General features: G+C 65.3%; 18 protein-coding genes. 12 read left to right on the forward strand and 6 right to left on the reverse strand.

Annotated features, from left to right (window positions below; all coding sequences use genetic code 11):
• Window position 1: 1 nt before the first annotated feature.
• Window positions 2–331, reverse strand: a complete 330-nt coding sequence (lptM, locus tag QM685_RS29010; protein ID WP_415121914.1) for an LPS translocon maturation chaperone LptM — start codon at window positions 329–331, stop codon at window positions 2–4.
• Between the two features lie 35 nt (window positions 332–366).
• Between lptM and cyaY the strand changes: the two genes are divergently transcribed.
• Window positions 367–687 (forward strand): iron donor protein CyaY, encoded by a 321-nt coding sequence (gene cyaY, locus QM685_RS29015; RefSeq protein ID WP_415121916.1) that lies wholly within the window; start codon window positions 367–369, stop codon window positions 685–687.
• A gap of 99 nt (window positions 688–786) precedes the next feature.
• Here cyaY and QM685_RS29020 read toward each other — a convergent pair whose 3' ends face one another.
• A complete protein-coding gene (locus QM685_RS29020) occupies window positions 787–3,189 on the reverse strand; it encodes a penicillin-binding protein 1A (protein ID WP_415121918.1) in 2,403 nt (800 codons plus the stop codon).
• Window positions 3,190–3,464: 275 nt separating this feature from the next.
• On the opposite strand from QM685_RS29020, the gene pilM reads away from it, so the two are divergent.
• The 7 genes from pilM to QM685_RS29055 all read left to right on the forward strand — a co-directional run bounded on the left by pilM (window position 3,465) and on the right by QM685_RS29055 (window position 10,923).
• On the forward strand, window positions 3,465–4,460 hold the full coding sequence (pilM, locus tag QM685_RS29025) for a type IV pilus biogenesis protein PilM (RefSeq protein WP_415121920.1): 996 nt from the start codon (window positions 3,465–3,467) through the stop codon (window positions 4,458–4,460).
• Window positions 4,457–5,173 carry a fimbrial assembly protein gene (locus QM685_RS29030; RefSeq protein WP_415121922.1) on the forward strand — a complete coding sequence of 239 codons (717 nt, stop codon included), beginning with the start codon at window positions 4,457–4,459 and terminating at the stop codon, window positions 5,171–5,173. The genes pilM and QM685_RS29030 overlap by 4 nt, the downstream gene beginning before the upstream one ends.
• The gene (locus QM685_RS29035; protein ID WP_415121924.1) at window positions 5,170–6,090 is read left to right on the forward strand and encodes a hypothetical protein; all 921 of its coding nucleotides are present in this window, start codon (window positions 5,170–5,172) and stop codon (window positions 6,088–6,090) included. The genes QM685_RS29030 and QM685_RS29035 overlap by 4 nt, the downstream gene beginning before the upstream one ends.
• The gene (locus QM685_RS29040; protein WP_415121926.1) at window positions 6,087–7,844 is read left to right on the forward strand and encodes a type IV pilus secretin PilQ; all 1,758 of its coding nucleotides are present in this window, start codon (window positions 6,087–6,089) and stop codon (window positions 7,842–7,844) included. Before QM685_RS29035 ends, QM685_RS29040 begins: the two co-directional genes overlap by 4 nt.
• A 108-nt stretch (window positions 7,845–7,952) precedes the next feature.
• Window positions 7,953–8,504 (forward strand): shikimate kinase, encoded by a 552-nt coding sequence (locus QM685_RS29045; RefSeq protein ID WP_415121928.1) that lies wholly within the window; start codon window positions 7,953–7,955, stop codon window positions 8,502–8,504.
• Window positions 8,504–9,589: a 3-dehydroquinate synthase gene (aroB, locus tag QM685_RS29050; protein WP_415121930.1), complete on the forward strand. Its 1,086-nt coding sequence runs from the start codon at window positions 8,504–8,506 to the stop codon at window positions 9,587–9,589. Before QM685_RS29045 ends, aroB begins: the two co-directional genes overlap by 1 nt.
• A 140-nt stretch (window positions 9,590–9,729) precedes the next feature.
• Entirely contained in the window at window positions 9,730–10,923 is a 1,194-nt protein-coding gene (locus tag QM685_RS29055; protein ID WP_415122072.1) for a deoxyguanosinetriphosphate triphosphohydrolase, read from the forward strand.
• A gap of 115 nt (window positions 10,924–11,038) precedes the next feature.
• On the opposite strand, the gene QM685_RS29060 is transcribed toward QM685_RS29055, so the two are convergent.
• Window positions 11,039–11,419 (reverse strand): DUF883 family protein, encoded by a 381-nt coding sequence (locus QM685_RS29060; protein WP_415121932.1) that lies wholly within the window; start codon window positions 11,417–11,419, stop codon window positions 11,039–11,041.
• A 338-nt stretch (window positions 11,420–11,757) separates the two neighbouring features.
• A complete protein-coding gene (locus tag QM685_RS29065) occupies window positions 11,758–12,483 on the reverse strand; it encodes an OmpW/AlkL family protein (protein ID WP_415121934.1) in 726 nt (241 codons plus the stop codon).
• Between the two features lie 187 nt (window positions 12,484–12,670).
• Here QM685_RS29065 and QM685_RS29070 point away from each other — a divergent pair, with 187 nt between their 5' ends.
• The 3 genes from QM685_RS29070 to QM685_RS29080 all read left to right on the forward strand — a co-directional run bounded on the left by QM685_RS29070 (window position 12,671) and on the right by QM685_RS29080 (window position 19,976).
• A complete protein-coding gene (locus tag QM685_RS29070; RefSeq protein WP_168663499.1) occupies window positions 12,671–13,378 on the forward strand; it encodes a transposase in 708 nt (235 codons plus the stop codon).
• Window positions 13,379–13,695: 317 nt separating this feature from the next.
• Window positions 13,696–18,399, forward strand: coding sequence for a glutamate synthase-related protein (locus QM685_RS29075; protein ID WP_415121936.1), 4,704 nt, complete (start codon window positions 13,696–13,698; stop codon window positions 18,397–18,399).
• Between the two features lie 107 nt (window positions 18,400–18,506).
• Complete coding sequence (locus QM685_RS29080; protein ID WP_415121938.1) at window positions 18,507–19,976, forward strand: glutamate synthase subunit beta; 1,470 nt, start codon at window positions 18,507–18,509, stop codon at window positions 19,974–19,976.
• A gap of 169 nt (window positions 19,977–20,145) precedes the next feature.
• Here the strand turns inward: QM685_RS29080 and QM685_RS29085 are convergent, their stop codons facing one another.
• The gene (locus QM685_RS29085; RefSeq protein ID WP_415122074.1) at window positions 20,146–21,432 is read right to left on the reverse strand and encodes a D-amino acid dehydrogenase; all 1,287 of its coding nucleotides are present in this window, start codon (window positions 21,430–21,432) and stop codon (window positions 20,146–20,148) included.
• 16 nt (window positions 21,433–21,448) lie between these two features.
• The gene (locus QM685_RS29090) at window positions 21,449–22,708 is read right to left on the reverse strand and encodes an MFS transporter (protein WP_415121940.1); all 1,260 of its coding nucleotides are present in this window, start codon (window positions 22,706–22,708) and stop codon (window positions 21,449–21,451) included.
• Window positions 22,709–23,023: 315 nt separating this feature from the next.
• Here QM685_RS29090 and QM685_RS29095 point away from each other — a divergent pair, with 315 nt between their 5' ends.
• Window positions 23,024–23,971: a tyrosine-protein phosphatase gene (locus QM685_RS29095; RefSeq protein ID WP_415121942.1), complete on the forward strand. Its 948-nt coding sequence runs from the start codon at window positions 23,024–23,026 to the stop codon at window positions 23,969–23,971.
• Window positions 23,972–23,983: the final 12 nt, after the last annotated feature.

A 23,983-nucleotide genomic window follows, 5' to 3' on the forward strand; every position in this document is an offset into this window, starting at 1 on the left:
CTTATTGAACGGAAGGGACAGCAGAGGCGGGCAGCGGCACGGCGGGAGCGGAAGCCGCCGAAGCGGGCGGCGTGGCGAGCTGCTCTTCGGGCGCGAGCGTGAGCGGCGTGCCCGAGGTGTCCGGAATCGTGCTCGTGTCGGTAGCCGGTTGCGTTTGATCCGGCGGCGTTTGCGTACGATGGGCCGGCGGGGCAGGCAGCGGTGGCACAGTAGGCAGATAGAGCGAGCCGCGTTGACCGCAACCGGCGAGCGCGCAACCTGCGAAAATGGCTAAAACCGCTACAATCGCGCGGCCGGGCGCCGCCGCGCGCATCCGAGTTACGACTCGCATGACTGTCCCTGAATGAATAATCGATGGAGTTTAGCATGTCCGATAGTGATTACCTGACCCGTGCGGAAGCCGTACTGGCCGCCATCGAGAGCGCGCTCGACGACACCGGCGCCGACATCGAGCTCGAGCGCAGCGGCAACGTTCTGACGCTCGAATTCGAGAACCGCACGAAGATCATCGTCAACCTTCAGCCGCCGATGAGCGAGATCTGGATCGCGGCGAAGGCGGGCGGTTTTCACTTCCGTTTCGTCGATGGCGAATGGCGCGATACGCGCAGCGGCGCGGAGTTTTTTGCGGCGCTGTCGCAATATGCGAGCGAGCAGGCTGGCGAGCCGGTGCGGATTACCGCGCAGTAAGCGACAGCGCGGCAAGCGCGCAAACCGCAGTCTCAAAAACAGAACCGCCGCGTATCGAACGCGGCGGTTTTGCATTTCTGGCGAGACCTCGACGCGGACTCAGTGTCCGCGGAACAGATTCATGATGTCCTGCTTCTCCTGCTCGCCGACCTGTTCCGGCGCGGCCGAAGCGGCGCTCGCCGCGGCCGCGGCGTCGAGCGTCGCCTGACTCACGCCGACCGTCGCGACGAAGCCGTGCCCCGGCGTGAAGTCCTCGAGATACAGCTCCGAGCCCAGCTCGACCACGCCGTCGGGCATCGGCATCCTGTATTCGGGCACGCCCTTCAGCGCGCGTCCCATGTACTCGATCCACACCGGTAGCGCGAGGCCGCCGCCGGTTTCCTTGTCGCCGAGACTGCGCGGGTTGTCGTAGCCGATCCATGCGATCGCGGTGAGCGTGTGCTGATAGCCGGCGAACCACGCGTCGCGCGAGTCGTTGGTCGTGCCGGTCTTGCCGGCGAGATCGGTGCGCTTGAGCGAGTTGGACTTCGCGCCCGTGCCGCGTTGCGCGACGCTTTGCAGCAGGCTGTTCATGATGTACGCGTTGCGCGGTTCGATCGCGTACGGCGCGCTTTGCCCGGCCACGAGCGGCTGCGCATGCGTGACGACGACGCCGCGCTGATCGGTGACTTCGGCGATCAGATACGGGTTGATCCGGTAGCCGCCGTTTGCGAACACCGAGAACGCGCCGGCCATCTGCAGCGGCGTGACGAGACCGGCACCGAGCGCCATCGGCAGATAGGCGGGGTGTCGCTCCGCGTCGAAGCCGAAGCGCGTGATGTACTGCTGCGCGTACTTCGGGCCGATCTGGTTCAGGATACGGATCGACACGAGGTTCTTCGACTTCTGCAGCGCGGTGCGCATCGTCATCGGACCGTCGAAGCCGCCGCCGTAGTTCTTCGGCTCCCACGCCTGGCCGCCGGTTTCGGCGGCGCTGAAAAAGAGCGGCGCGTCGTTGATGATCGTGGCTGGCCCCAGCCCCTTTTCGAGCGACGCCGAATAGATGAACGGCTTGAAGCTCGAGCCCGGCTGGCGCCACGCCTGGGTCACGTGGTTGAACTTGTTCTTGTTGAAATCGAAGCCGCCGACCAGCGCGCGGATTGCGCCGTCCTGTGGGACCACCGAGATAAACGCGCCTTCCACCTGCGGCAGTTGCGTGATCGACCAGTCGCCGTCGCCGTTCTTCACGAGGCGGACGATCGCGCCCGGCCGGATGCGCTGATTCGGCTGCGCGCGCGCGCTCAGCGCGGACTGCGCATAGCGCAGGCCATCGCCCTGAATGGTCGCGACGTTGCCGTCGATGAACGTCGCCTGCACCTGCTTCGGGCTGGCCGCCGTCACGACGGCCGCGATGATCTCGCCGTTGTCCGGATGCTCGAGCAGCGCGTCGTCGATTGCCTGTTCGCGCTCCTGCGCGTCGGACGGCAGATCGATGAACGCCTCCGGCCCGCGGTAGCCGTGCCGGCGCTCGTAGTCCATCAGCCCCTTGCGCAGCGCGTGATAGGCGACGTCCTGATCGGCCGAATCGATCGTGGTCACGACGTTCAGGCCGAGCGTGTAAGCCTCTTCGCGATACTGCGCGTACATCATCTGCCGCACCATTTCGGCGACGTATTCCGCGTGCACGCTGTACTCCTTGCCGAGGCCCTTGACGACGAGCGGCTGACTGCGCGCGTCGTCGTACTGTTCCTGGGTGATGTAGTGCAGCTCGTACATGCGCTGCAGGATGTACTCCTGCCGCACTTTCGCGCGCTTCGGATTGACGACCGGGTTATACGCGGACGGCGCCTTCGGCAGACCGGCGAGCATCGCCGATTCGGCGAGCGTCAGATCCTTCAGGTCCTTGCCGAAATACACGCGCGCCGCGCTCGCGAAACCGTACGCGCGCTGACCGAGATAGATCTGATTCATGTACACCTCGAGAATCTGATCCTTCGTCAGCTTTGACTCGATCTTGTACGCGAGCAGCATCTCGTAAATCTTGCGCGTGTAGGTCTTCTCGCTCGACAGGAAGAAGTTGCGCGCGACCTGCATCGTGATCGTGCTCGCGCCTTGCGTGGCGTGGCCGTTGGTCAGCGCGACGAAGCCGGCGCGCGCGATGCCGGTGAGGTCGACGCCGCCGTGGTCGTAGAAGCGCGCGTCCTCGATCGCGAGGATTGCTTTCTTCAGGCTGTCGGGCACGTCCTGGATGTGCACGATGTCGCGCCGTTCCTCGCCGAATTCGCCGATCAGCACGTGGTCGGCCGTGTAGATGCGCAGCGGCACCTTGGGGCGATAGTCGGTCAGCGCATCGAGCGAGGGCAGGTTCGGCGTCGCGACCACGAGCGCATAGCCGACGAGCAGCGCCACGCACACGACGCCCGCCACGATCAATCCAGCAAAGCCGAGGATGAGTTTCTGCCACAACGGGCGTTTGCGCTTTTTCGGCGCGGGCGGCGGGGACGTAGGAGACGTGGATTGCATAGGGATACCGGAAAAGCAGTCCCGCGATTATAGCCGCCTCGCCTCCCGGCTTTCGACCTGCTTACGGCCGGCGCATGCGCGACGCGAGGCGGACACGCGCGCGGGAATCGCATCCCGCGGCAATGACCTCACTGTAGTCCGTTTGATGTCGCGCGGGGCGCTTTAGCGTCGACGTTGGCCATTTGGCTGAGTGTCGCGCGGCGCCGTGTCTCTCCACAATGATCCCTCGTTACTCGCGTTCGAATGGTTCGTCGCGTGAGGCAGAGGGAGGGCGTATGGCATTGGGAAATTCGTGGCTTCAGGCAGTGCAATCGGGCGGACAGCGTTTCGCCGCCGGGATCGACATCGGTTCGCAAAACGTGAGGCTGGTCGTGCTGAGTCAGCGTTCGCGCGCATGCGGTGCGCTGCATCTCGAATACATGAGCACGGTGCCGCTTGCCGCCGGCGCCATGGCGGGCACCGACATCGCTGACCGGCAGGTGGTCGCGCGTGCATTGCGCGATGCGTTCTCCGGTCTGCCGCGCGTGTGTACCGCGCATGCGCTGCAATGCGCGATGGCGGTGCCCGCGTCGGCCACGCTGACGACGACGGTGCCGCTCGCGCGGCTCGCCGCGCAGAGCCATTGCGAGCAGGAGGATGGCGGCCCCGCGCTCGCCGGACTCGCGCCGGCTGTGATGGGCGAAGCGGAGCGGATTGCCGGGCTCGAACGCCATGCGCTCGCGGTCGACTGGTTCGTCGACGAGCGCTCCGCGCCGGTACCCGCGGTGACGATCGCCACGACCGCCCGTCGGCACCTCGAAGCGCGCATCGAATGCGCGGCGAGCGCGGGTATTTCGTTGACCGCGATCGACGGCGAGCCGCATGCGGCGCTGCGCGCGATGCGCTACGCGGCGAGCCATGAATTCGATCCGAACGAGCCGTACGCGGCGGTGTGGATCGGCACGGACGGCGTGTACGGCTGGCGCATCGCCGACGGCGTGATCGACGGCGACATGCACTATCCGGCGCCCGAGCATGCCGATCTCGCGGACGCACTGCGCGATCTGGTCCACGGCCCGGAGTTCGACTGCGCGCTGGTCGGCGGCGAAATCGATCTGCTCGACGGCGTGGGTTTTTCGCTCGCGGATATCGGCGACGTGCTGGGCTGCTCGGTGCTGCCGTTCGAGTGCGCGCTGCTCGGCAAACGCGTGCGGCCGTTCGACGACGAACTGCTGCACGAGCCGGCCGGCGCGGTTGCGTTCGGCCTCGCGCTGCGCGGGGTGATCGAATGATGCGCGGCCTTTCGTTTTCATTGGGGCGGGCGGCGGGCTCGCCGGTGAGTGACAAGCGCGTTGCCATGCCGTGGCTCGGCGGCTTCAATCTGCTGCCTTACCGGCAACGCAATGCGCGGCTCGCGCGGCGGCGCTGTCTGCGCGACTGGGCCGTGGCGGCGTGCGTGGGCGCTGCCGCCGTGCTCGCGCTCGCCGGCTGGCAGGCATTCGAAAAGACGCGGCTCGATGCGCGGCGCGCGTCGGCCGAACAGGCATTCACGCAACTCGGCGCGCCGCTCGCGGAGCACACGAAGCTGCTGCGCGCGCGGGATGAAGCGCGGGCAAACGCGGCGCGCGCAACGAGCCTGTCGGAGCCGCTTGCGCATCTGCTCGATCTGCTCGAAGCGCTGAGCTTCGAACCGGGCGATGGCGTCGTGTTGCGGCAATTGCGCCAGCGCGAATACGAGACCGAGTTGCTCGCCACGTCGCGCAGCCATATCGCTTCGGCCGAGTGGCTCAAGCGGCTCAGCGCGGTTCACGGCGTGACGGGCGCGGAAGTGCGCGATCTGCATCGGCCGGCGATGCGCGGCGGCCACGCGGATAAAGCGGTGAGCGCTCCCGTCGAGTTCAACGCGCGCCTGCGCTGGGGTGATCCGCCGCCCAAACCCGTTCGCCTCACCGGGCCCACGACAGCGCGCATGGCGAAGCCCGAACCATCGGAGGGTACGAAATGAATACGACCTTTTTTGAGGCGGGCGGCGCGATGCCTGTATCCGCCGGTCTTTCGCAGTGGATAAAGCGCGCGCGTCTGCCGCTCGATGCATGGAGCCGGCGTCGTCGCCGGCTGGTTGCGGCGCTGATTGCCACACTGGTGTTTGGCCTTGGCGCGCATGGCTGGATCGCCGCCGATCTGTGCGGGCTGGAAGCGAGCCGCGCGGCGTTGACGGCCAGCGCACAGCGTATCGAGGAAGCGCGGCGGACGCTCACGCAATTGCCGTCATTGCGCCGCACAGCCGCCGCGATGCCGGCCGTGCATTCGGCTGTCGCGTCGTGGAGTTCCGCCGACGACGTGCGCGGCGTCTCCGAACTGGCCGCTCAGAACGGCGTCGCATTGCTCGCGGTCGAGCCCGGTCCGACGAGCGGCGAGGGCAGCGAGCGCATGCGTTCCTTGCAGCTCACCGCGCACACGGATTTCGTTCACCTGATGGCATTCTTTCACGGGCTTTCGCAATTGCCGGTGCTGATGGTTCCCGTCGATGTGACCGTCAAGCAGGACGGCGCGGCGCTGTCGATGAGCGCGACGCTGCGCGTGTTCGATGCGCTGCGCCCGGCGTCTCGGGCCGAGACCGCGCATGCGTATGACGACGCAAGCCTCGATGAGGACGACGAGGAGATCGTGTTCTTCGATCCGTTTTCGCAGCCGAGGATGTCCGCGGACGGCGAGCCAGCCGACGCAGCGGAACTGCGGCTGGTCGGCTTGCTGCGCGATCGTACGCGCGGGCTCGCGTTGCTCGACACGCCGGAAGGCGCAACCACGGTCGCGGCCGGAGAGCAACTGGGCGCCGAGCGGGTCACCCAACTCGACGAGCTCGGCATCACGCTCGCGAACGGCGGCACGACGCGCACGCTGACGTTGACGGAGGCCTCATGATGAGCTGGATGAAGCGATGGAGCGTGGCGGCATCACGTGTGACGCGCTATGCCGGTTCTGCTGTCGGCCTGTGTTTCGGCTTCTGTGTCAGCGTTACGCTCGGCGTCGGCATCGCGCAGGCTTCGATGCCGCCGCTGCGGCCGCCGTTGCCGGCCTACATGCCGGCGGAGGATCGGATCGCGCTTGCCGATGCCGCGTACGAAACGGCACCGCTGCCGCGCGAGGGCCTCGGCGGCGTGCCGAACCCGTTTCGCTACGAATCGGCACGAGACGCGCCACAAGACCTCGCGCAAAACGAAATGCAGGACGCGGATGCTGCCCAAACGGCTTCGTCGTCAGACACTGCGCCCGACACCGCCACGGACGATGCCGCCGCCGGCGTCACACCACCGCCGCAACAACTCGCTGCGCCGCCCCGAGACGACACCGCCAGTGCGAACACGCTCGAAGGACCGCCTGTCCCGCTGCCACCACCTGTACGCCTGAGCGGCGCGCGGCCAGGCGCCGACGTCGCCGATGCCGGCTCCGCGGCCGACGACAAGCCGATCTCATTGAACTTCCAGCATGCCGAACTGAGCGCGGTGCTCAGGTCGTTCGCCGAGTTCACCGGGCTCAACATCGTCGCGAGCGACAAGGTGCGCGGCGCCGTGTCACTGCGGCTCGACAAGGTGCCCTGGCGCACCGCGTTCGACACGCTGCTCGACGTCAACAACCTGTCGATGGAGCGCCACGGCAACGTGATCTGGGTCGCCCCGGCCGCGGAACTGGCCGCGCGCGAGCGGCAGCGCTTCGCCGCGCACGCGCGCGCCGCGGACCTCGAACCGCTCGCGAGCCGCACGATCCAGCTTCACTATGCGCACGCCGAGGACGTGCGGCGCCTGCTCACCGGTTCCGGCACCCAGCGCGTGCTGTCCAAACGCGGTGCGGCAACCGCCGATCCGCGCACCAACCTGCTGTTCGTGACCGATCTCGCGGGGCGTCTCGAGCAGATCGCGGCGCTGATCGCCGCCGTCGACCGGCCGACCCGCCAGGTGCTGATCGAGGCGCGCATCGTCGAAGGCGAGTATGGTTTTTCGCGCAATCTCGGCGTGCGGCTCTCGCTTGCGGGCACGAGCCCCGACGGCACGGGCAGGGGGCTCAACGGCGGCACGGACGGCACCGTCTACGATCTGTCGGCCCGTCCGATCTCGGGTTTCGAGGCCGCGACCGCCGGCCTCACGCTGTTCGCGGCCCACGCGACGCGGCTCCTGAATATCGAGCTTTCCGCGCTCGAGGCCGAGGGGCATGGGAAAATCGTCTCGAGTCCGCGGGTCGTCACCGCGGACCGGATGAAGGCGGTCGTCGAGCAGGGCAGCGAGCTGCCGTATCAGGCCAAGGTGGGGCAGGGCGTATCCGGCGTGCAGTTTCGCCGCGCGACGCTCAAACTGGAGGTCGAACCGCAGATCATGCCGGACGGCCGCGTGGTGCTGGATCTCGACGTTGCGAAAGACAGCGTCGGCGAGCAGACCGACGCCGGCCCCGCGATCAACACCAAGCACGTGCAAACGCGCGTCGAGGTCGAGGATGGTGGTACGGTGTCGATCGGCGGAATTTACGCGGCCGACGACCGGGACGACGTGGAGCGGGTGCCATTCCTCGGCAAAATACCGGTGCTGGGCGCGCTGTTCCGCAACCGGGCCCATCGCGACCAGCGCAGCGAACTGGCGATTTTCATCACGCCGCGCGTCGTGCAGGAAATCGCGCGGGAAAATTAGGGCACGCTGCCGGCGCCGTCCGCCGGCGGCGGCGCGCAGGCTCGACAAGGCAGCCGCTTTGCCAGTAAGCTGCGGCACGAACTACACCGGATTAGCCAGAGGACACCGTTGCAAGCGCGGGACGCACACGCCAATGTATTTTTCGTAGGGCTCATGGGGGCAGGGAAAACCACTGTGGGCCGGGCGGTTGCGCGCCGTCTCGAGCGCCCGTTCTTCGATTCCGACCATGAAATCGAGGCACGCACGGGCGCGCGTATTCCGGTGATCTTCGAGCTCGAAGGCGAGGCGGGCTTTCGCGACCGCGAGGCCAACATGATCGCCGAGCTGACCGGCCGCGACAGTATCGTGCTCGCGACCGGCGGTGGCGCGGTGCTGCGGGCGGAAAACCGCGAAGCGCTGAAAAGCCGCGGCCTCGTCATCTATCTGCGCGCCAATCCGCACGACCTGTGGCTGCGCACCCGGCGCGACAAGAATCGCCCGCTCCTGCAGACGGAAGACCCCAGGGCGCGTCTCGAAGCGCTCTATGAAGTGCGCGACCCGCTCTATCGGGAATGCGCGCATTTCGTGATTGAAACCGGCCGACCTTCGGTCAACGGACTCGTCAACATGGTTCTGATGCAGCTCGAGATGGCCGGCGTCGCCAAACATCCTGCGTCATAATGGACCGTATGATTACCGTCAACGTTGAACTGGGCGAGCGTGCCTATCCCATCCATATCGGTGCCGGCCTGATCGGCCGGACCGAGCTGTTCGCGCCGCACATCGCCGGCAACTCGGTCACCATCGTCACCAATACCACTGTCGATCCGCTGTACGGCGACACGCTGCGCGCGGCGCTCGCGCCGCTGAACCGGCAGGTGTCCACGGTCGTCCTGCCGGACGGCGAGGCGTACAAGAATCTCGAAACACTGAACCTGATCTTCGACGCGCTGCTCGGTTCGCGCGCGGATCGCAAGACCACGCTGATCGCGCTTGGCGGCGGCGTGATCGGCGATATGACCGGTTTTGCCGCAGCCTGCTACATGCGTGGCGTGCCGTTCATCCAGGTGCCGACCACGCTGCTGTCGCAGGTGGATTCGTCGGTCGGCGGCAAGACCGGCATCAATCACCCGCTCGGCAAGAACATGATCGGCGCGTTTTATCAGCCGCAGGCGGTGATTGCCGACATCGGCGCGCTGCGCACGCTGCCCGGGCGCGAACTGGCGGCGGGCGTCGCCGAGGTCATCAAGACCGGCGCGATCGCCGACGCCGGTTTTTTCAACTGGATCGAAGCCAATGTCGAAGCGCTGAATCGCTGCGATCCGGCGGCGCTTGCCGAGGCGGTCAAGCGTTCGTGCGAGATCAAGGCGTCGGTGGTCGCGCAGGACGAGCGCGAAGGCGGACTGCGCGCGATCCTCAACTTTGGCCACACGTTCGGTCACGCGATCGAAGCCGGGCTCGGCTATGGCGAGTGGCTGCACGGCGAGGCGGTCGGCTGCGGGATGGTGATGGCGGCGGATCTGTCCGTGCGCCTCGGCCATCTCGACGAAGCGTCGCGCAAGCGTCTCGTCGACGTGATCGTCGCCGCGCATCTGCCGACCCGCGCGCCCGCGCTCGGCGCTGACCGTTACGTCGAACTGATGCAGGTCGACAAGAAAGCAGAAGCCGGCGCGATCAAATTCATTCTGCTGAAGCGTTTCGGTGAGACGCTGATCACCCGGGCGCCCGACGCCGAGGTGCATGCGACGCTGGCCGCCGCCGTCTAGATATGTCCCGGCGTTGCAGCCACGCGTCGCGCATCCGCGTCGGGAGCGCCACCCATGTTTCGGAGAACCCGGTGACTGACAGGCGCAGCGACGACCTCGAGCATGACCCGGCGGCGCGCAAAGCCGCCGCGACCAGCGACGTGAGCGCCACCACCACTCGCGCGGAAGCCGGCGACACCCTGGCCGTCGCGGCGCCGACCCAGCAGGCGCTCGAAGCGCATCTCGCGCCGTACGCCGCGCATTCGAGCCACTCGCGCGGGCGCCGTTACCCGGAAGCCGCGCCGAGCGCGCGCACCGAGTTTCAGCGCGACCGCGACCGTATCGTCCACTCCACCGCATTCCGCCGGCTCGAGTACAAGACCCAGGTGTTCGTGAATCACGAGGGCGACCTGTTTCGCACGCGCCTCACTCACAGCCTCGAAGTCGCGCAGATCGCGCGTTCGGTCGCGCGCAATCTGCGCGTCAACGAAGACCTCGTCGAAGCGATTTCGCTGGCCCACGATCTCGGTCATACGCCATTTGGCCACGCCGGTCAGGATGCGCTGAACGAATGCATGCGCGAGCATGGCGGCTTCGAGCACAATCTGCAGAGCCTCGCGGTCGTCGACGAACTGGAAGAGCACTACGGCGCGTTCAATGGCCTGAATCTCTGCTTCGAAACGCGCGAGGGCATCCTCAAACATTGTTCGCGCGAAAACGCCCGGCGGCTCGGCGCGCTCGGCGAACGCTTTCTCGAAGGGCGGCAGCCGTCGCTCGAAGCGCAGATCGCGAACGTCGCCGACGAAATCGCGTACAACAATCACGACGTCGACGACGGCTTGCGCTCCGGGCTGCTGACGATCGAACAGCTTGCCGAAGTCGAACTCTGGCAGACGCACTACGAGGCGGCGCGTGGAGATTTCCCGCGGATCGAAGGGCGCAGGCTGATTCACGAGACGGTGCGGCGCATCATCAATACGCTGATCGTCGATCTGATCGAGACGACGCGGCTCAATCTGGTCCGCCATGCGCCGGCGTCGCTCGACGACGTGCGCGCGGCGCCGCCGCTCGTCGCGCACAGCGACACGGTCGCCGCGCAGGCCGCGGCGCTCAAGCGCTTTCTGTTCAGGAACCTGTACCGCCACTATCGGGTGATGCGCATGGCCAACAAGGCGCGGCGCGTCGTGGTCGGCCTTTTCGACGCGTTCACCGACGACCCGCGACTTCTTCCGCCAGGCTACCAGTCGGCCGATGCGGCGCAGCAGCCGCGCCTGATCGCGCATTACATCGCGGGCATGACGGATCGCTATGCGGTGAAGGAATACCAGCGGCTGTTCGTGATCGACGATAACTAGAGGGCCGGTTTACATAGGGCGCGCGCGTGCGTTACCAAACCCCCCGGACCCGCTTCAGTCCATCCGCGCTCACGGCAACGCCCTTCCTCGCTTCAGCGCAACCCGCCGGTGCAACTCAGCGCGAGCGCGACGCAAACAACGCACCCGCGATCAGCGCGAGTCCGCCGACGATCGCAATCGTCTGCCACGGGTTTTCATGCACGTAGTGATCGGCATCCGAGATCGCGACGCCGGCGCGTTCGCGCATCGCGTCGCGCGTGTCGTTCAGGCGCGAGCGCGCCGAGTCCAGCTGTTTGCGCAGTCTGCCGCGCAATTCGACGGCGTCGGCATGGGTGCCGTCCGCCAGCGTCGATTCGAGTTCCGACAGCAGCGTGCGCAGTTCAACCGCGATATCTTCGGCGGCATGGCGGCTGTGGCGAGCGATGCGCCGCGCGCGGCGGCTCGCGCTGGTCCAGGATTCGCCGAGGGCGTCTCTCGTATTCGGAAGTGCTGTCATGGTCGCTCCGTCGATGAGTTTGAAAGAGCCCGCGCAAGGTCGCGATCGCGGTATCACGTCGCGGCGCGGGAAACGCCATCAGAACGCAACTTCAGTGCCAAACCGGCGCATCTCACGGCGCACGGGCTGTACGCGCGGCGGCGCGAGGAGGATCCACCTATCGTCAGCAGATATTGCACGCGGCGGACCTGAATCTGCGTCAAATTTACAAACACCCGCGCGCGCCGTGCCGCAGCCCGCGCAAATGAAAACGCCGTCATCCGATCGATAACGGCGTTTGCCCAGGCCGCCAAAATTCGACTAACCTAACTCAACAGCCCCTAATAAATCGCGAAGCGTTAGAAGCGGTAACCGATGCTGACGTAGGTGACGATCGGGTTCAGCCTGATCTTGGTTTGCGACTGCACGGTCAGCGTGCCGACCGGCGTGGTCGCGGCAGAGGTCAGTTTGGCGGTGGTGCTGAGCGGCAGATACGAAATCGACGCGCCGGCGAACCAGTGCTGGTTGAACGCGTACGTGAAGCCCGCATTAAACACGGGTTCCCACGAACTATCCGTCGATACGCTGGTCGGACCATGCAATACGTTTGCTTCGAATCCGGTGTTGGTGATCTCTTCGCCCGTGAACCAGATGCGGCTCACGCCGAGACCGAGATACGGCCGGAACGAAGACGTCGGAGCATTGAAGTAGTACTTGAACAGCAGAGTCGGGCTCCACTGTTTAGCCTGGCCCAGCTTGCCGAACTGTTCGAGGCTGCCCGAACCGTACAGGTCGAAAGAAGGCGGCACGCCAATAACGAATTCGGTGGCGATGTGATCGGTAATGAAGTAGCCGGCGGTGAACCCGATTGTGTCGGCCGAACTCAGCGAGGCGCCGGTGTTGGGCTCGGTGATGTTGGTCGGGCTGCCCCCAATGCTGGTCACGGTCAACGGGTCGCTGCTCGATTGAGGCGCCAGATGGAACCAGCCCGTCGTGACGTAGAAACTGCCGGCCGATTGCGCATGTGCTGCCGTGCTCATGCAGGCTAGCACCGCCATCCCCGTTATGGCCTGTTTTAATTTCATATGTGCTCCTCCAAAAAAGGCCCGCTCATTATGACGACAACGTTTGAAACAAACCATACGCGGCGGTTAGAGTTTTCTCCCTAAGCGCCGCGCGGTTTCTGGCTTTGCCGCGTCGCGCCGAACCTCGCGCGCATGCGGCTCTTCGGACCTTCGGGTATATACCAACGCGACTATTGGATACTCCAGCATGGCACGGCTTGCACGTCTTTATGTCCCCGACCAGCCGCAGCACGTCATCCTCCGCGGGCTCGATCAGCAGCCCGCCTTCGTCGACGACCAGGACTACGAGCTTTTCATCGACTGTCTGAAGGCGGCTTCGCGGGACCATCACCTTTCGATTCACGCATACGCACTGATGCCGGGCGCCGTGCAACTGCTCGTCACGCCTACCGAGGAGTCGAGTCTGCCCAAGGCGATGCAGGCCGTCGGCCGGCGTTACGTCGCGCATTTCAACCGGCGCTATGCGCGCCGCGGCACCTTGTGGGAAGGCCGCTACCGGGCCACGGTGATCGAGGGCGAGCGTTACTTCCTGCTCGCGAGCCGCGTCGTCGAGATGTGCCCGGTGCGCGCGCAGCTTGTCAACGCGCCGGAGGATTACCGGTGGTCGAGCTACCGGCATCACATCGGTCTCACCCTCGACAGCCTGATTACCGACCATCCGCTCTACTGGTCGCTCGGCAATACGCCGTTCGAGCGGCAGCGCGCGTACCGCGAACTGTGCGAGCAGCCACTCGACGAGCGCGAGGCAAGCCAGCTCCAGCAGGCCACGCTGAAGGGCTGGGTGCTCGGCAGCGACACCTACCGCGAGTGGGCGGCACGGGCCGCGAACCGGCGCGTTTCGCCGTTGCCCCGTGGCCGGCCGCGCAAGGTGCGCGAGACGCCGCATACCCAATAGAGCAGTGCTCAAGCGGCAATAAAGCGTTTGGCATCAAGGGGCTGCATGAAAACGGCATTTCATATGCCGTTTTCTTTTGCCCCATTTTGATGTGGAACCATTAAAAACAAGTCGCAATGCACCAACATGATAATCGGGGATCGATCATCATGTTTTATTTGCTATTCCATTGATTCGTCGCGTATATTCCGATTTCCGACGCGTCCTGGCGCGCGCAGTCCTGCTGCAGGAAGAGCGTCGTCGTGGTTGCCATGCGCACTGCGGCAAAAGAAAAAACGGTTTAACGGCCTGTCCGGCCCCTCACAGACGGTGTCCCCATGAACGACCACCAGCAACCGATTCACCCGGTTCCCGCCGCCCAAGGTCTGTACGACCCGCTCAACGAGCATGACGCCTGCGGCGTCGGCTTCGTCGCCCACATCAAGGGCCAGAAGAGCCACGAGATCATCGAGCAGGGCCTGAAGATTCTCGAAAATCTCGATCACCGGGGCGCCGTCGGCGCCGATCCGCTGATGGGCGACGGCGCGGGCATCCTGATCCAGATTCCGGACGGCTTCTATCGCGAGGAAATGGCCAAGCAGGGCGTGACGCTGCCGCCGGCCGGCGAATACGGTGTCGGCATGATCTTCCTGCCGAAGGAGCACGCGTCGCGCATCGCCTGCGAGCAGGAGCTCGAACGCACGGTGAAGGCCGAAGGCCAGGTCGTGCTCGGCTGGCGCGACGTGCCGGTCGACCACACGATGCCGATTTCGCCCACGGTGAAGGCGAGCGAGCCGCTGATCCGCCAGATCTTCATCGGCCGCGGCAAGGACATCATGGTGACCGACGCGCTCGAACGGAAGCTGTACATCATCCGCAAGACCGCGAGCCACCGCATCCAGGCGCTCAAGCTCAAGCACGGCAAGGAATACTTCGTGCCCTCGTGCTCGGCGCGCACGGTGGTCTACAAGGGTCTGCTGCTGGCGGGCCAGGTCGGCGTGTACTACCGCGACCTGCAGGACGAGCGCGTCGTCTCGGCGCTCGCGCTCGTGCACCAGCGCTTCTCGACCAACACCTTCCCGGCGTGGGAACTGGCTCACCCGTACCGGATGATCGCCCACAACGGCGAAATCAACACGGTGAAGGGCAACGTCAACTGGCTGAACGCGCGTACCGGCGCAATCGCGTCGCACGTGCTCGGCGACGATCTGCCGAAGCTGTGGCCGCTCATCTATCCGGGCCAATCGGATACGGCATCGTTCGACAACTGTCTCGAACTGCTGGTGATGGCCGGCTATCCGCTCGTCCACGCGATGATGATGATGATCCCGGAAGCGTGGGAACAGCACACGCTGATGGACGAGAACCGCCGCGCGTTCTACGAATACCACGCCGCGATGATGGAGCCGTGGGACGGTCCCGCCGCAATCGCATTCACCGACGGCCGCCAGATCGGCGCGACGCTCGACCGTAACGGTCTGCGTCCGGCGCGCTACATCGTCACCGACGACGACCTGGTCATCATGGCGTCGGAAGCGGGCACGCTGCCTATTCCCGAATCGAAGATCGTCAAGAAGTGGCGTCTGCAGCCGGGCAAGATGTTCCTGATCGACATGGAGCACGGCCGCATCATCGACGACAAGGAACTGAAGGACAACCTCGCGAACGCGAAGCCGTACAAGAGCTGGATCGACGCCGTGCGCATCAAGCTCGACGAAATCGAGCCGAAGGCCGAAGACATCGCGACGGAGCGCCGCGAAGCCGCCGCATTGCTGGATCGCCAGCAGGCATTCGGCTACACCCAGGAAGACCTCAAGTTCCTGATGGCACCGATGGCGCAAGCCGGCGAGGAAGCGGTCGGCTCGATGGGCAACGACTCGCCGCTCGCGGTCATGTCCAACAAGAACAAGACGCTCTACCACTACTTCAAGCAGTTGTTCGCGCAGGTCACGAACCCGCCGATCGACCCGATCCGCGAAAACATGGTGATGTCGCTCGTGTCGTTCATCGGCCCGAAGCCGAACCTGCTCGACACCAACAACATCAACCCGCCGATGCGTCTCGAAGTGTCGCAGCCGGTGCTCGACTTCAAGGACATCGCGAAGATCCGCGCGATCGATCAGTACACCGGCGGCAAGTTCAGCTCGTACGAGCTGAACATCTGCTATCCGGTCGCCTGGGGCAAGGAAGGCATCGAAGCGCGTCTCGCGTCGCTGTGCGCGGAAGCCGTCGACGCGGTCAAGTCCGGCTACAACATGCTGATCGTGTCGGACCGCAAGACCGACCGCGACAACGTCGCGATTCCGGCGCTGCTCGCCACCGCCGCGATCCATACGCACCTCGTGCAGCAGGGGCTGCGCACGAGCACGGGCCTCGTCGTCGAAACCGGTTCGGCGCGTGAAACGCACCACTTCGCGCTGCTCGCGGGCTATGGCGCGGAAGCCGTGCACCCGTACCTCGCGATGGAAACGCTCGCGCAGCTCGCGGCCGGCCTGAAGGGCGACCTGTCGCCGGAGAAGGCGGTCTACAACTTCACGAAGGCAGTCGGCAAGGGCCTGCAGAAGGTCATGTCGAAGATGGGCATTTCGACCTACATGTCGTACACCGGCGCGCAGATTTTCGAAGCGGTCGGTCTCGCCGAAGACCTCGTGTCGAAGTACTTCCACGGCACGTCGTCGAAGGTGGGCGGCATTGGTCTGTTCGACGTCGCGGAAGAAGCGATCCGTCTGCACCGCGACGCGTTCGGCGACAACCCGATTCTCGCGAACATGCTCGACGCGGGCGGCGAGTACGCATTCCGCGTGCGCGGCGAAGAGCACATGTGGACGCCGGATGCGATCGCCAAGCTGCAGCACTCGGCGCGCAGCAACTCGTACCAGACGTACAAGGAATACGCGCATCTGATCAACGATCAGACCAAGCGCCACATGACCTTCCGCGGCCTGTTCGAATTCAAGTTCGATCCGACCAAGGCGATCCCGCTCGACGAAGTCGAGCCGGCGAAGGACATCGTCAAGCGTTTCGCGACCGGCGCGATGTCGATGGGCTCGATCAGCACCGAAGCGCACGCCACGCTCGCCGTCGCGATGAACCGCATCGGCGGCAAGTCGAACACCGGTGAAGGCGGCGAAGACGCGAACCGCTACCGCAACGAGTTGCGCGGCATTCCGATCAGGAACGGCGACACGATGAAGTCCGTGATCGGCGACGAAGTGGTCGTCGACATTCCGCTGAAGGAAGGCGATTCGCTGCGCTCGCGCATCAAGCAGGTCGCGTCGGGCCGCTTCGGCGTGACGGCGGAATACCTCGCGTCGGCCGACCAGATCCAGATCAAGATGGCGCAGGGCGCGAAGCCGGGCGAAGGCGGCCAGTTGCCGGGCCACAAGGTGTCGGACTACATCGGCAAGCTGCGTTACTCGGTGCCGGGCGTCGGTCTGATTTCGCCGCCGCCGCACCACGACATCTACTCGATCGAAGACCTGGCGCAACTGATTCACGACCTGAAGAACGTGAATGCGTCGTCGAGCATCTCGGTGAAGCTGGTGTCGGAGTCGGGCGTCGGCACGGTCGCCGCGGGTGTCGCGAAGGCGAAGGCCGATCACGTCGTGATCGCCGGTCATGACGGCGGCACGGGCGCTTCGCCGCTGTCGTCGATCAAGCATGCGGGTACGCCGTGGGAACTGGGCCTCGCCGAAACGCAGCAGACGCTGGTGTTGAACCAGTTGCGCGGCCGCATCCGCGTGCAGGCCGACGGCCAGATGAAGACCGGCCGCGACGTCGTGATCGGCGCGCTGCTCGGCGCGGACGAATTCGGCTTCGCGACGGCGCCGCTCGTCGTCGAAGGCTGCATCATGATGCGCAAGTGTCATCTGAACACCTGCCCGGTCGGCGTCGCGACGCAAGACCCGGTGCTGCGCGCGAAGTTCAAGGGCCAGCCGGAACACGTCGTGAACTTCTTCTTCTTCATCGCTGAAGAAGCACGCGAAATCATGGCGCAACTCGGTATCCGCAAGTTCGACGACCTGATCGGCCACGCGGAACTGCTCGACATGAAGAAGGGCATCGAGCACTGGAAGGCGAAGGGTCTCGACTTCTCGCGCGTGTTCTATCAGCCGCAAGTGCCGGCCGAAGTCGCGCGCAAGCACGTCGACGTGCAGGATCACGGCCTCGACCGCGCACTCGACCACACGCTGATCGAGAAAGCGAAGGCCGCGATCGAGAAGGGCGAGCACGTGTCGTTCATCCAGCCGGTGCGCAACGTGAACCGCACGGTCGGCGCGATGCTGTCGGGCACGATCGCGAAGAAGTACGGCCACGACGGCCTCGCCGACGACTCGATCCATATCCAGCTGAAGGGCACAGCGGGTCAGAGCTTCGGCGCGTTCCTCGCGAAGGGCATCACGCTCGATCTGGTCGGCGACGGCAACGACTACGTCGGCAAGGGCCTGTCGGGCGGCCGCATCATCATCCGTCCGACCAACGATTTCCGTGGCAAGTCCGAAGAGAACATCATCTGCGGCAACACGGTGATGTACGGCGCGATCGAAGGCGAAGCGTTCTTCCGCGGCGTCGCGGGCGAGCGTTTCTGCGTGCGTAACTCGGGCGCGACGGCGGTTGTCGAAGGCACGGGCGACCACGGCTGCGAATACATGACGGGCGGCACGGTGGTCGTGCTCGGCGAGACGGGCCGCAATTTCGCGGCCGGCATGTCGGGCGGCGTCGCATACGTGTTCGATCCGGACGGCACCTTCGCGAGCAAGTGCAACAAGTCGATGGTCGCGCTCGACCCGGTCCTGCAACAGGCCGAACAGGAGCGCACGGTCGACCAGGGACTGTGGCACTACGCGACGACCGACGAGGCGCTGCTCAAGGGGCTCATCGAGCGTCACTTCCAGTTCACCGGTTCGCCGCGCGCCAAGGCGCTGCTCGAAAACTGGGACGCGTCGCGCCGTCAGTTCGTGAAGGTGTTCCCGACCGAATACAAGCGTGCGCTCGGCGAACTCGCCGCGAAGAAGGCGAACAAGGAAGTGCTCGCCGCCTGACGGATCACCAGAGTCATATTTAGCCGCACCCGCTGCCGCCCGACTGTTGAAGTCCGGCTGGCGGCGGGGCCAGATTACCCCTAGATACAGATAGAGAAGAGAACCACATGGGCAAGGCAACCGGTTTTCTCGAGTTCGAGCGCCGCCACGAGGCGTATGAAGCTCCGCTCACGCGTGTGAAGCACTACAAGGAATTCGTCGCCGCGCTGAGCGACGACGAAGCGAAGATCCAGGGCGCACGTTGCATGGACTGCGGCATTCCGTTCTGCAACAACGGCTGCCCGGTGAACAACATCATTCCGGACTTCAACGACCTGGTGTTCCATCAGGACTGGAAGAACGCGATCGAGGTTCTGCATTCGACCAACAACTTCCCCGAGTTCACGGGCCGCATCTGCCCGGCGCCGTGCGAAGCGGCCTGCACGCTCGGCATCAACAACGACCCGGTCGGCATCAAGTCGATCGAGCACGCGATCATCGACAAGGCCTGGACCGAAGGCTGGGTCGAGCCGCAGACGCCGAAGCACAAGACCGGCAAGAAGGTCGCCGTGGTCGGCTCCGGCCCCGCGGGTCTCGCCGCCGCGCAGCAGCTCGCGCGCGCCGGTCATGACGTGACCGTGTTCGAGAAGAACGACCGCATCGGCGGCCTGCTGCGTTACGGCATCCCCGACTTCAAGCTCGAAAAGTGGCAGATCGACCGCCGCATGCGCCAGATGGAAGCCGAAGGCGTGACGTTCCGCACCAACGTGTTCGTCGGCAAGGCGGACTCGCTGCCGGCGCACATCGGCAGCACCGCGAAGGAAACCATCACGCCGGCCGAGCTGAACGAACAGTTCGACGCGGTCGTGATCGCCGGCGGTTCGGAAACGCCGCGCGATCTGCCGGTACCGGGCCGCGAGTTCGAAGGCGTGTACTACGCGATGGAATTCCTGCCGCAGCAGAACAGGGTCAACGCCGGCGACAAGGTGCCGAACCAACTGACCGCGAAGGGCAAGCACGTCGTCGTGATCGGCGGTGGCGATACCGGTTCGGACTGCGTGGGCACGTCGAACCGTCACGGCGCGAAGAGCGTCACGCAGTTCGAGCTGCTGCCGCAGCCGCCGGAGGAAGAGAACAAGCCGCTCGTGTGGCCGTACTGGCCGATCAAGCTGCGCACGTCGTCGTCGCACGAGGAAGGCTGCGAGCGCGATTGGGCGGTCGCGACCAAGCGCCTCGAAGGCAGGAACGGCAAGGTCGAGAAGCTGGTCGCCGCACGCGTCGAATGGAAGGACGGCAAGATGGTCGAAGTGCCGGACTCGGAATTCGAAATGAAGGCCGATCTCGTGCTGCTCGCGATGGGCTTCACGCAGCCGGTCTCGCCGGTGCTCGAAGCGTTCGGCGTCGACAAGGACGCGCGCGGCAACGTGCGCGCGTCGACCGAGGGCGACAAGGCGTACTACACGTCGGTGGACAAGGTGTTCACGGCGGGCGACATGCGCCGCGGCCAGTCGCTCGTGGTGTGGGCGATCCGCGAAGGCCGGCAGTGCGCGCGTTCGGTCGATGCGTTCCTGATGGGGCATTCGGAACTGCCGCGTTAAGCGTCTCCGGCCGGCTCGCGCCGGCCACAGGGTTTGCGGGAAAAGGTGGAGACGACAAGGTGCCCGATGCAGGCACCTGTAGCGGTAAAGCGAAGCAGTAGAAAAAGAAAACCGGGCTCGCCTGAAAAGGGGAGTCCGGTTTTTTTATGCACGCCACGTTCGTGGGGCGTTATTTTCGGTAGCGCGCAAGCGTCAATCCATCGAGATCGATCTCCGGCTTGCGCTGCGTGATCAGATCCGCGACCACGCGCCCCGAGCCCATCGACATCGCCCAGCCCGTCGAGCCATGCCCGAGGTTCAGCCATAGGTTGTCGACGTTGCACGGACCGAGCAGCGGCGCGCCGTCGGGTGTCATCGGCCGGCGGCCCACCCAGAAATGCGCGGAGGCCGGATTGGCCGCGTGCGGAAACCAGTCGCGCAGCACCGTGAGCAAGGTTTGCAACGCCTGCTCGCGCAGGGTCGTTTGCCGATTGCCGAGTTCGGCCGTGCCCGCGATACGCAGGTTGTTGCCGAAGCGCGTGATGGCCGTCTTCAGTGATTCGTCCATCAGCGCGGCGCGCGGCGCCTTTTCTTCGTCGATCACAGGCAACGTCGCCGAATAACCCTTGACCGGATAGAGCGGCACCTTTACGCCTAGCGGCGCGAGCAGCGCCGCGCTATCGACGCCGAGCGCGACCACCACCGCATCGGCGCGCAACGTCTGCGTGCCGCGTTCGCTTTGAATATGCGCGCCGCGCACCGTCGCACCCTCTATATCGAGCGACGTAACGCGGGTGTCGAAGCGAAAATGCACGCCGTTGCGCTCGCAGATCGCCCGCAGCTCGCGAGTGAAGCGCGCGCAATCGCCCGCTTCGTCGTCGGGCAGATAGAGGCCGGAAAACGGCGCCTGCCGCGCCCAGCGCAGACCCGGCTCGATCTCCGTGCACTGCGTCGCGCTGATTTCCCGATGCGCGATGCCGGCATCGCGCAGCACCGCGAGCGCCGGCTGCGCGAGCTCGACGTCGTACTCGCTGCGAAACAGTTGCAGATACCCCTGGCTGCGCCCGTAATCGAACGGATGACGGCCGCGGAATTCGTGCAGGCACGCGCGGCTGTAGTACGCGATGCGCTGCATCCGCTGCTTGTTGACGCGAAAGCGCTCGAGCTCGCATTCGCGCAGCCAGCGCGCGATCCAGCGCCATTGAGCCGGATCGAGCGTCGGCCGGAAGATCAGCGGCGAGGCGGGCTTGAACAGGTATTTGAGAATCTTCGCCGGCATGCCGGGCGCGGCCCACGGCGTCACGTAACCCGGCGCGATCACGCCGGCATTGCCGAAACTCGTCGAGAGCGCGACGTCGGGTTCGCGCTCGATCACCGTCACTTCGCAGCCTTGCTGACACAGATAAAAAGCAGTGGCGACGCCGATCACGCCGCCGCCGAGAACGATCGTTTTCATGGGTATGTACTGCGGTTTCAGGCGATGTCGGGCGATTTCAGGCGGCGGGGCTCGTCGCCCCGAGCACCTTGCCCTTCGTCTCCGGCAGGCACAGCGCGGCGACGATCACGAGCAGATAGCCCGAGCCCGCGACGATGCCCATGGCCTTCACGAGCGTCATCGTCTGCGCGAGCGTGCCGACCATAATCGGAAAGAACGAGCCGACGCCGCGCCCGAGGTTGTAGCAGAAGCCTTGCCCCGAGCCGCGGATCTCGTTCGGATACAGCTCCGACAGATACGCGCCGACGCCGGCGAAAATGCCCTGCACGACGATGCCGAGCGGAAAGCCGAGCGCGAGCATCATCGTGTCGGTGATCGGCAGCATCGTGTAGACCATGCCGAGCACGAACGAGCCGATCGCGAACAGCACGAACGACGCGCGCCGGCCGATCCTGTCGCACAGGATCGCGCCGACGATATAGCCGGTGAACGAGCCGACGATCAGCACGATCAGATAGCCGCTGGTGTCGAACACCGACAGATGGCGCACGGTTTTCAGATAGGTGGGCAGCCACGTCGTGATCGCGTAGTAGCCGCCGAGCATGCCGCTGCACAGCGCGCTGCCGAGCAGCGTGGTCTTCAGATGCGCGGCCGAGAAGATCTGCATGAAGTGCGACGTGTTGAAGCCGGTCTCGCGCGCGCGGCGCGTCGCGAGGAAGATTTCCGGATCGCTCACGTTGCGGCGGATGTAGATGATCCACGCGGCGGGCAGCAGCCCGAGCCAGAAGCACGCGCGCCACGCGTATTGCTCCGGCAGCAGCGCGAAGGCCGCCCAGTAGATGATCGCCGCGGCCGCCCAGCCGAACGACCAGCTACTCTGCACGGTGCCGACCGCCTTCGCGCGATGCTGCGGCGAGCGGATCGTCTCGGCCATCATGATCGTCACGACCGACCATTCACCGCCGAAGCCGATGCCTTGCAGCGTGCGCGTCGCGAGCAGTTGCCAGAACGACTGCGTGAAGCCCGACAGAAACGTGAAGATCGCGAACGTGGCGATCGTCCATTGCAGCACGCGGATACGTCCGTAGCGATCGGCGAGGATGCCGGCGAGCCAGCCGCCGATCGCCGACGAGATCAGCGAACTGGTGGCGATCATCCCCGCTTCGCTTTTGCTCATGCCCCACGCCGCGATCAGCGTCGGGATGAGGAACGAATAGATCATGAAGTCGAACGCGTCGATCGCGTAACCGCCGAAGCCGGCGTAAAGGGTGCGGCGCTCGCGCGGAGTCAGCTCGGTGAACCATTGGAGAGAAGCCATGTTTTGTTGTGGTCTCGAGGTCTTTTTCGCTTGTGGAGGGCTGGATGGTAGGGTTTTTGTATTCTACGGGCATGTGGCGCCGCGCGGTCGGTTGGAAGGCAAAATGGCGTCGATGCGGTAATAATCGCCAGGTCCGGCCGGCGTACTCGCGCCCGCATTTGCCGCGGCCTGAATGTCGATAACCGACCCTCTTTTCTCTTACCAACTACTACGATGTAACGCAAAAGTTATCGGCGAACCGTTAAACTGCGTCTGCAGCCCGGCTGCCCCGAATCCTTCCCAACCCTGTCATACCTGTCGTCCCTGCCGCCCCTGATGCCCGTCACCGCGAAAGACCGTTCGCCTTTCCGCCTTCCTGCGAGCACGACCGTGCAGGCAGGTCCCAGCGCGCCGGGTGAATCTTCTCCGTCGCGGCGGCGCTTCCTGAAGAGTTCCGCGGGCGCGATGCTGGCCGCCGGCTTCGGCAGCGCGTTGCTGTCCGCGTGCGGCGGCAGTCTCGACGCGGACGAGGCGGATACGCCGCGCCTCGCGTCGGTCAGCAATTTTCGCGATCTCGCGGGAACGGGCACCGGTTATCTGACCGTCGACGGCAAGCAGATGCGCCGCGGCGCGTTCTATCGCGCGAACGCGTTGACGCTGAGCAGCGCGGATAAGGCGTCGCTCGACAAGCTCGGCATCGCGGCGGTCTACGATCTGCGCACGCCCGGCGAAATCGCGCGCACCGCCGATGTGCTGCCGGCCGGCGCGTCGGCGCGCACGCTCAATGTGCTGGGCGCGGACGATTTCGTCATCCCCACGCTCGATACGGCCGCGGACGCCGTCGCCTTCATGGAGGCGCAGGCGCGCGCCTACGTGACGGGCGGTGCGCAACGGGATGCGTATGGCGCGTTGCTGGCCGCGCTCGCCAATGGCGAGGGCGCGCAGCTATTCCATTCGAACGCGGGGAAGGATCGCGCGGGCTGGGTTGCGGCGCTGCTGCTGAGCATCGCCAACGTGCCGCTCGACGTGATCATGCAGGACTATCTGCTGAGCAATACCTACCTCGCGCGATCGATCGCTGCGCAAACGGGCACGCTGCGCGCGCAGGACGGCGCCGCCGTCGCGACCGCCGAGGCGCCGTTGCTGAACGTCGATGAAAATTATCTGCAGGCGGGCTTCGATCAGGTGCAGGCGAGCTACGGCACGATGGCGAGCTATCTGACGCAGGGCCTCGGCCTTTCGCAGGCGACGGTCGATACGCTGCGCAATCGTCTCGTGCATTGAGATGCTTCGTTG

The sequence above is a fragment of the Paraburkholderia sp. genome, assembly GCF_047605525.1.
Lineage (GTDB): Bacteria > Pseudomonadota > Gammaproteobacteria > Burkholderiales > Burkholderiaceae > Paraburkholderia.